The following is a 10,187-nucleotide window of genomic DNA, read 5'->3' as shown; positions in this document are numbered from 1 at the left end:
AATCGTCGCCGTCGGTAATGGATTCACCGTCACCGTCGCGCTACCCGTTTGTACTTGACTACACACTGCCGAACTGGCATCGGTTATTTTCACCAACTCATAGTTAAAAGTTCCTGCTTCACTGGTAGAAACTTCTAAGGTGCTACTGTTCCCATTCTCCGTCGTTAGCGTTTGCTCTGCACCATCATTTAAGGTGTATGTAAATGTGTAAGGCGCGGTCCCGTTTGACCCCGTAAACGTAATTTTGGGTCTTGTACTATTTTGACACACTGCTGTTGTCCCCGTAATCGTCGCCGTTGGCAGAGGATTCACCGTCACCGTCGCGCTGCCAGTTTGAGCCTGACTACACACCGTCGTCGAGGCGTCTTTCACGCTGACCAAACTATACTCAAACGTCCCCACTTCGTTGGTGGGTGCGTCGATACTCACACTATTGCCATTTTCGGTCGTTACCGTTTTTTCTGTGCCCTTCAAGCTGTACGTAAACGTGTAAGGCGCCGTACCGTTTGACCCCGTAAACGTAATCTTCGGCCTTGGGCTATTTTGACACACTATCGTTGTCCCCACAATCGTCGCCGTGGGCAATGGATTCACCGTCACTTTGCTCGCATCTACTAATAACACTAAACAGTTATTCTTGCTAATACTGATTGGGTTAAAAACAACATCCATAACGGCATTGTTAACCCTCACAAACTGGTTAGTTCCATTTAAAAGCAGCGTCTGATCATCATCAAGCCCTGTTATTACATAGGTCAACGTGGCGCCACTGGTTCCGTTGACAGTAAAAACAGCGTCCTTTCCCGCACAAATAGGGCCGTTATTACTAACAATCGTCACCGTAGGCTGTGGAGGGTCAGCCAATACCTTGGACGTAGCGTCTCCAAAGCTACAACCCAACGCCGAAAGCGAAAAATTACTGTAATCACCCGCCGTAAGCCCACTCAAAGTAAAACTATTCCCCCTGACATTGACACTCTTAGGACTGCTCGTGGTCGAACTCGTCGTAAAACTCAGCACATAATTATTGCCATCTGGCAAGTTGGTCGTACTAAAAACAATACTGCCCTGACTTCCTCCACAAGTAGTGGGGCTGGTCGTCGCCCCCGCCGTAAGGGTACTGTTGCAGACTAAGTAGCTAAATGGTACCACAAAGCTGCATCCTCCTTGGCTAGGGGTGATTTTTGCATAAAGTGTTCGTGTACCCGTTGATAATGACGCCGAGGGAGTAAAATTATTCGGCAAGCTAAAAGTACCCGCCGATTGAGTCGCCGCTTCATTGGTAAAAATAGTGATAGCGCCACTGTACGTACCTCCGTAGCTGAAAATGGGCGTCGTGGGAGCATTGTTGACAATCACCGACGTGGCCGACGTATTCGTCACTGACCCTGTAAGTGACCCATAACTAAGTACGCCTTCGTTCGTAAATGTACCTTGAGTCGTCAATGAATTTACCACGTAAACCAGTCCCTTGTTCGTCACAACGCTCCCATTCCTTAATCTACCCCTCATTACCCGCAATTCACCACACAAATTGTTATTAAAAGTGGAAGAGCTATTATAGACTCCATCGTTTCCTACCTCACCATTACCCCCAATCTGTATGTTTCCTTCATTCGTAAATGTACCGCTTGACTCGTTCGTCAATCCATAATCTGACACTCGATTAATGGTAATTTCTCCCCCTGACTTATTTGAAAAATTCCTCATATTCTTAAGCCCAATCACTCCTAACGTGCTACTATTTGCTCCTATTACCACCTTACCTTGATTGATAAAACTTGCAGAATTAATGATTCCATTGCTACTGGTAGCATTAAATCGGTCAATGTGAATTTCCCCATTATTAGTTAAAACACCATTAGAACTATTTGCGACCCCAAATCTACCAACTGCCGCATTAGCTCCCACTACTACCTTCCCGTCGTTGGTAAAGGTATTATCACTATTAGAGAAAGCTACAAATTCAGTTCCATCAATGTAGATTTCCCCTCCTGACTGGTTGGTAAAACTCCCTGAATTAGATAGTCCAGTTGTAGATGTACCAGTTCCAGAAATTACTATTTTGCCAGCATTGGTAAAAAAACTGGAGCCCTCCGTACCAACGTAAACTCCCGTACTTGCAAATTGATAGATGTACATTTCTCCCCCATTTTTGTTCTCTACACTGCCAAAAATGATTGCACCTTGACCCCTTACTGCTTTATTTTCACCAATAACTACCTTCCCTTTGTCTTCATTGGAAAGAAGAGAATTGGTTTGCATAAAAATGCCCGAAAAATTCATTCCGTCAATGTGTATTTCCCCGCCTGATTTGTTGATAAATTTTGCGACGTTTTGTGCCGTACCTTCCATATATAGCCCATAGCTAACTGTCGTATTTGCTGCGGGTTCAATCCGAATAATTCCACTGTTTTCAATCGTGCCTGTGTTCACCAGCGCTACTGTGCGGAACGGCATCTGTCCATCCGCTGTGACAAGCGGCGTCTGTCCATCAATGGTCAAACTACCTCCCGCCTCAATCGTCAGTACAACCCCGACATTTACTTGCACACTATTGGCTACCGCCAAAGTCCCAGCTTTGATGATGGGTGAATTTGCCGCTGTAACATCTTTAATAATTACATCGCTCGTCGCGGTCGGAACGCCACTGGGAAACCAGTTCGCCGCTACATTCCAATCACGGCTACCGTTAGAGGGCGCCCAATTTACTATTTGTCCCCACGACAACACGGGTAGTAAACTTAGTAATAACAGTAACAAACGACACGTAAAAATTTTCATAAAAGTTACGAGTTTTATAAGAACAAGATTTGTGACTTCATCAGTGCTACGGTATTAATCAGCGTTTACCCCCCGTTGAAGCCTATATTAGGACTTTTATTTTACTTTCAGTACCTTCAAAATAGCGTGTTGGGTCGGGCTTGTCACCTGTAAAAAGTACATTCCCGTCGGCAATTCACTTACCTCAAATTCCTCCTGATGACTGTTCGTTTCGGGAACAAATTGGCGACTCAATACCCCACGCCCCGACGCATCAGTTAAAATAGTATGTACCTTTTCTGCTTTGCCACCTTGCACTTGTAAACGCAAAACAGTTGAAACTGGATTGGGCATCACTTGCGCAAAAACGTTGGGTGTTAAATCATTTACCGCGCTACGGCCTGATCCTTGCTGACCGCTATCCGCTGTCCTTGTTGCGCCTACCCCTACCCCGTCTTTTGATTGGATTCTGAACCAATATTCTTGGTAGGCCAACACGTTCCCCTGCGGCTTGCGCGTCGAAGGATAAATACTCCCCCAACCCTTCATTTCCCAATAACGAATACCTAATTTGTACAACCCTTTGGGTAAACCTAAATCATACGCATTGCCGCCCGCACCATTGTCTTGGTAAAAACCGTAGGCTGGATGGTTTTGCGCGTACAATTCCGTCCAGCCCTCACGGTTGGCATACATAAAGTAGGGTGCATTATTTTCATGTGTATTAAACGATTGTGGTACGCCCGTCTCGGGCGTCGCTAACAAGTCAAATGTCAACGAACCCTCCGTCCCCAATCCACACGCGTCCACGTTCATCGTCCAATAACGGGGAGCCGTTTTGTTCACATTCTCCGCATAATACAACGTCGGATCGGATTCGACTGCGTACTCTGCGCTAACTCTGGGCCGCCGTCTTTCGTAATAAATTGACTACTCCACAGCGCTTTATCATTCGCAGGCTTCACCGCAGACTTGCTTTGGCCTACGTTAATCAACGTCACCACAAACGCATTCCAGTACACCTCCTTTTTCACACTCTCCGCACTCTGACAACCGCCTGAGAAAACACACTTCGCCCAGTACGTCTGCTTCGTCACGTTACTGAACGAAACTTCAAAACTTGGCGTCGTTACTCCTGTGTTCCACGACGTCGTACTACCCGCAGGACAATTCGCTGAAATCGTCACTGAAGTTCCCGTACACACTATCTCTTGCAAAGCCGTCACCACAGGCGCTACCCCCACGGGTATCACCGTGTACGTCACCACGTTACTCTTTTCACTCAAACAACCTCCACCCGCTTGGCAGCGAGCGTAATACGACGTCGTTTCAGTGGGCGTTTGACTCGGTAACGTTGCTAAAGCTACATTCGTTGTCGAATTGTACCACACCGTCGTTAGGCTTCCGCAACTCGCCGTGCCGCTAAACGATACGGGAGTGCCGCAACCACTCGTTACGTTCAAACTCGCTACGGGAACCTGCTCCAACCCATTCGTCATCTTCAACCGCATTACGCCCGATTCCGTCTCAATGCACGAAGGGATTCCATCTGATTTACGACAACGTACACGGTAATTGTGAAACTGTCCGTCCACCAACTGCGTCGGTACGACACTGTTATAATCCCCGCCATCCACCGAGTAAAGTACAACTTCGCCCGACACGCAAGTGGCATTGAAAATGAGGGCATTGCCTTCGATGTTACATACTTCTTTGGTTTCACCTTCACTCACCGTAACGCCATCGGCTACCAACGATACCTGCTGCGGCGTTGAAGCGCGGTAGTTAATTTGAACAGTAATCAGGCTCGTGTACGTCGCTGGGCAACTCGCATCACAAGCTGCTTGGTAGCGGTGGGGTTGGTTATTGGATAATTGGGTAACTGGAGCATTCGGCGACCAGTCGCTCCAGGCTCCGCTACCCACTTGCACTCGCCATACGGGAGTTCCTACTGCACAGCCATTTGTAAGGTTAAATTGCAAACTATTCACTGGATTCGCATCGGTGTCGCAGAACGTTTGGTTGTTACCTTCATTGAACGTTTGTTGGAGCATTGATAACGTAATTGTGGGTTTTCGGTGAATTTGAATCAGTACTGAAGAAGAATAGGCCTCATTACATACGCCACTTTTGACCACCGCTCTGAAATACGTATCTGCCGTTAAGGCACCAATTGTCGCACTCGGCAATGTCGTTGCAGTCAAAACAATATCAACTGGAGTGCTGAAATTAGCATCAGAAGACTTTTGCCACTTCACTACACTTCCCGTTTGACCCGACAAACTCAAATCCGCTGGAGACGCTCCTGAACATATCGTTTGGGCTGAACTTACCACGCCGCCCACACTTACTGGGTTCACTGTAATCTTTACTGAACTTGAAATCGCCTCGCTGCATACGCCACTTTTGACCACCGCTCTGAAATACGTATCTGCCGTTAAGTTGCCAATTGTTGCACTTAATAATGTCGTCGCGGTCGAAGCTATATCAACCGCATTGCTAAAATTAGCATCACTAGACTTTTGCCATTTCACCACACTTCCCGTTTGACCCGACAAACTCAAATCTGCTGGACTCGTTCCCGAACATATCGTTTGGGCTGAACTCACCGTACCGCCCACACTTACTGAGTTCACTGTAATCTTTACTGTACTTGAAATCGCCTCGCTGCATACGCCACTTTTCACTACCGCCCTGAAATAGGTATCTGCCGTTAAGGCACCAATTGTCGCACTCGGCAATGTCGTTGCAGTCAAAACAATATCAACTGGAGTGCTGAAATTAGCATCAGAAGACTTTTGCCACTTCACTACACTTCCCGTTTGACCCGACAAACTCAAATCCGCTGGAGACGCTCCTGAACATATCGTTTGGGCTGAACTTACCACGCCGCCCACACTTACTGGGTTCACTGTAATCTTTACTGAACTTGAAATCGCCTCGCTGCATACGCCACTTTTGACCACCGCTCTGAAATACGTATCTGCCGTTAAGTTGCCAATTGTTGCACTTAATAATGTCGTCGCGGTCGAAGCTATATCAACCGCATTGCTGAAATTAGCATCAGAAGACTTTTGCCATTTTACCACACTTCCCGTTTGACCCGACAAACTCAAATCCGCTGGAGACGCTCCTGAACATATCGTTTGGGCTGAACTTACTGTGCCACCCACACTTACTGGGTTGACTGTCACCGACCCTGTAATAGTGCTGGATTCACAGCTGGTAGCCGCATTTTTTACCGTGAGTTTAAAAGAAATCGAACTCCCCGAAGCTGGACTGCTAAGCGCAACCGTAATGGGATTCGACAAATCGCCATCACTAACCGCCACAATACCCGTTTCTGAAATCGAATACTTGTTTGGCGAACCCGTTTCATTACCGTAAGGTATCGTAAAACTCGTAGCCCCCGCACAAATAGCTGGAATAGCACTCAACGCAACCGCTGGTTTGGCAGGGTCTTGAAGATTAGCCGTGACAGCCTGGCTAACACACGAGCCATACGTAGCTACAATATCGGTATAATTACCTGCCCCCAAAGACGTTAACGTAATCACTCCGTTACTATTGGAGGTAAAGTTAGCCGCCGAAACCGCCGTATTATCCTTTTTGTAAGCAACCGAATAAAGGGTATTGCTTAAAAATCCGCTCAATGTAATATTACCGTTTGAGCCACCACAAGTGGTGGGATTGGAGGTTTCCACCGTGGGTGAAATTGCCATAGGAACTGATTGATACTCGTACGCCCCTAAATCTATTACACCTACTTTACGCGGGTTGCCATCTAAATCAATCGTAACAGTGTTATCGGTATTGCTTCCAGCATTAATGGCAGGTGAGCAGGCTTGCAGGCGCAAATCTCCCGATGTACCAAGCCCTACCGCAGGCTGACTGACAAACAGCGGGTCTTCCGTGCCTTGGAAGCCACCAGCCACCAAGCCTTTGACCAAGGTATTTGTATAAGTAGCAGTGCTACTCTCATCGTTATATATTTCACTGCTATTGCCCCATAAAATACAGTTCTTAAAACTCGGAGAAGAGTTCGTCGCAGATCTTACCGCTCCCCCTCCATTAGTGTTTGCTCTATTACCCGAGAAACTACAATTTACAACGCTTGGAGAAGCCTCAATGTTACTCATTGCCCCACCAAATCCAGCCTGATTTCCTATAAAAACACAATTGATTAAATTAGTAGAGGATTTAAAATTATACATTCCACCTCCAATATTTGCTTTGTTTTTAAAGAAAGTACAATTAATGATGGTCGGTGAGCCCGCTTCATAGTTATATATTCCGCCACCATAAGCACTTATAATAAATGCTCCATTGGCATTCCCTCCAGTGATGGTAAAGCCATCAAGCACTGCCGTACTGCTCAATCCATTATCAAAATTTAAAACAACATTACAACTGTTATTTTCAATATCATCATCCCCTTGATGCTCACCACTCAATACAGTGGGATTTGTTCTCCAATTACGGCCATTTAGAGTTGTTTCTCCCCCTGCAAAACCTCCGTAAATGGCTACCCCGTTTTTCATTTTAAACGAAGTAGCCCGTATATTACCAGGGTTTAAAGTACCATCAGCAGCTCTTATTGGTTTGTAAGTACCGGCTGCTACCCATACTTGCTGTACCCCATCAGCATTGATCATCGCTTGCAAATCCGACGAAGCATTAGCCCACGACAGGCCGTCGCCCGTACCATCTACCTTTACATAACGGACGGTTTGAGCATGACTTCCAAGGGTCAGCATTAGCCCTAAAACAAAAAAAAAGAGTGGAAGAGTCTTGCAGTAGAATTGGTTCATGGTAGAGAATAGAAAAGCGTTAATGGTGAGAATGAGTTGGGTCATCATCACAAAATAGTGCTTCCTTTCTCACAAGTGCTATTTTGGCTGGTGGACAATTTGGTGGACAATTTATAACAATTTAATTTTCAATATGTTAAAAACACAAACTTGGCAACTAAGAGGTACTCTAATAAGCAAAGAGGACGTAAAGTCAATTCCTTTACGTCCTCTCGTGTCCTACTGTCACCTCTTAATGATTGCCTCAAACAGCCGCTTCTTCCATCAATGAAGGGTATTTTTTACGTAGCCGGTAACGCGTTTTTTTTACCGAATCGGCCGAAATCCCCAGCATGGTACCTTTTACTTTATCGGCAAGATTGAGTTTATCTAAGGCACAGAGCCGTATTTCTGCCGCTGTTAGATCGGGATATTTTCTGTTTAAACTCAAAAAGAAATGAGGAAATACTTGTTCAAAAAGAACTTTGAAATTTTGCCAATCTCCCTCGGTAAGCAGCACGCTTTGGTGAAGGTTTTCGAGGGTCTTCTCCACTTCATACTGCTCGTCTGCGGGTTGGTTATTTTGTGTTAATTGAATCGAGAATTTTTCAATAAGCTCATTTTTTTCTTTAATGTTTACCAAATACTCTTCCAATCGCCGATTGGCGTGAGCCAACATTTCTTCGGCACGTTGTCGCTTTGCCATTTGGAGGCGCTTTTCTTGCTTTTGCCGTTCGTTGAGCCAATAAACTATTCCTAAAAAAACGACAATTAGCCCACCTATTATCATATTTCGCCAAATGCGTTCGTTGGCTACTTGTACTTGTAAGACCCTGCGTTCATTGATGTACTTTTCAGCTTGCAAGCTACTTTCCAACACTACTACTTTTTTATAATCTAACTTTACCTTTAAAGTATCTTTGAGGGCCAACAATGAATCTTTATAGCCAATCGCCAAGTTAAAATTTCCCACTTTGGCGTGGTACAAAGCCAAGGTTTCAAATCGAATCAGGTCGTAGGTTGGGTAAGTCCAATAGGGCATCACAACCTTCAGGGGTACAATATACGCTTTGGCTTTTTCTACCGAATCGAGCATAATCAGGGCATTCGCAATGTACAATCTGCTAATAGCCGCATTCTCAGGAATTGCTTTTTCGTTTACTTTGGCTTCTTCGTACAGGTAAGGGAGGGCATCTTTGTACTTCCCCGTCACCCGAAGTAAGTTCCCTAAATTTCCCCTCACTAGCACTTCGTAATTGACATTTTTTTCCATTTTTGCCGCCGCAATACCATCTCTAAATGCCTTTTCAGCCTTTGCATATTGCTTCATTTTGAGGTAACAGAGTCCCAAATTATTGTAAATGCCCATGGGAGAAAATACCGCATTGGGAGGTTCTTTAAGCGCGATTTGGCAATGCAAAGCCGCCATTTTGTAATCTTCAAAGAAATAGTAAATGGCAAAAAAACCAATGTAATAGTAAATGCTGTGTGGAAACTTACCAAAATAGGTTTCTTCTAACAGCTTTCGGGCCTTAAACAACAGCGGAAGCCCCGTTGTGTAGTCTTTATTATTGAACGCAGCCCACCCACGCCAAAAAAACGAATACGCTTTCAAATCATCATAAGGCGTTGATTGTGTAATTTCTTCTAGCTTTTTGGTATAGTTACTTTTTTCTTTGTCGGTTGAGGCGACTTCTTCATTTAAACGCAATTTGAGAAAATCAAGATAAGCCAAAGACCGTTCATCGTGCTTGATTTGTGCCACCTTTTGGATGCTATCCAATTCTAACTTATATCGACCTATTTGGGCATTAGGGGCACCAAATTGAAATGAAAAATCAATCAAATAGCGTACCCGTGTCTCATTTTCAGAGAAAACTTCTTGTCCCTGCAACTTAATCGCTCCTCCTCCAGCACTCAAACAAACGGCAATGACAAGCAAAATTCTAAGTAACATACTATTTCAGGTTATGGAATTCCAAAAATAGCACACACGCAATAACCGAACATAAATTATCCATAAAAATTTAATTTATCTTTTGGTATATGTATAAAAGGTAGGATTTTGTGATTGTTTTTCTTTTATAAATGCAAAACGGGGATAAAAGCGAACCCTTGTTCTCTCTTACCCCCGTTATCGTTTTAGGTCAAAACTAGCGTTGACCTACTGCACTTTCACTACTTTCAACGTCGCTTGTTTTTCAGGCGTTGCTACCTGTAGGAAATACATCCCTGTTGGCAATTCACTCACCCCAAACTCTTCTTGATGGGTGTTGGTATCAGGTACAAACATCCGACGCGACACTTGGCGACCAGAAGCATCAGTCAATACAGTTTGCACCAATTGCCCCTTGCTCCCTTGCACCTGCAAACGCAAAACATTTGAAACAGGATTTGGCATCACTTGCGCAAAAAGGTTTGGATTTAGATCCCTCGCATCGACGGATGACAAATTTGTTGCCATTGGCCCTTCGCCCCTTTCTTGCTCTCCACTCTCTGCTGTTCTTGCTGCGCCTATGCCTACTCCATCTTTCGATTGGATTCGGAACCAGTATTCCCCCTTGGGTAATAATTATCCACACACCTATCTAGCCAATTTACTAATCTTGAAATCTTGCCTATGTTCAGAGGATA

At 44.9% G+C, this 10,187-nt stretch carries 5 protein-coding genes; all 5 read right to left on the bottom strand.

From position 1 onward, the window contains the following. Positions 1–2,784 (bottom strand): hypothetical protein (locus tag AC23P2_RS30700; RefSeq protein WP_487776724.1); only part of this gene is annotated, 2,784 nt, incomplete at its 3' end. Positions 2,785–2,880: 96 nt separating this feature from the next. Continuing rightward, positions 2,881–3,609, bottom strand: coding sequence for a T9SS type A sorting domain-containing protein (locus tag AC23P2_RS30695; RefSeq protein ID WP_487776723.1), 729 nt, complete (start codon positions 3,607–3,609; stop codon positions 2,881–2,883). Beyond that, positions 3,606–7,520, bottom strand: a complete 3,915-nt coding sequence (locus AC23P2_RS30690) for a choice-of-anchor Q domain-containing protein (protein ID WP_487776722.1) — start codon at positions 7,518–7,520, stop codon at positions 3,606–3,608. Before AC23P2_RS30690 ends, AC23P2_RS30695 begins: the two co-directional genes overlap by 4 nt. Before the next feature lie 298 nt (positions 7,521–7,818). Continuing rightward, positions 7,819–9,510, bottom strand: a complete 1,692-nt coding sequence (locus AC23P2_RS30685) for a hypothetical protein (protein WP_487776721.1) — start codon at positions 9,508–9,510, stop codon at positions 7,819–7,821. Positions 9,511–9,717: 207 nt separating this feature from the next. Next, positions 9,718–10,017, bottom strand: a complete 300-nt coding sequence (locus AC23P2_RS30680; protein WP_487776720.1) for a T9SS type A sorting domain-containing protein — start codon at positions 10,015–10,017, stop codon at positions 9,718–9,720. Positions 10,018–10,187 lie beyond the last annotated feature (170 nt).

Source organism: Runella sp. R0.1_18, from assembly GCF_057652155.1.
The sequence above is the reverse complement of the archived record's forward strand: the minus strand, read 5'-3'. Positions and strand labels throughout refer to the sequence as shown.

Bases quoted from the DNA above. Each gene is read 5' to 3' on its own strand.
- AC23P2_RS30690 (WP_487776722.1), bottom strand. From the start codon at position 7,520: ATGCTGACCCTTGGAAGTCATGCTCAAACCGTCCGTTATGTAAAGGTA.
- AC23P2_RS30685 (WP_487776721.1), bottom strand. From the start codon at position 9,510: ATGTTACTTAGAATTTTGCTTGTCATTGCCGTTTGTTTGAGTGCTGGA.
- AC23P2_RS30680 (WP_487776720.1), bottom strand. From the start codon at position 10,017: ATGGCAACAAATTTGTCATCCGTCGATGCGAGGGATCTAAATCCAAAC.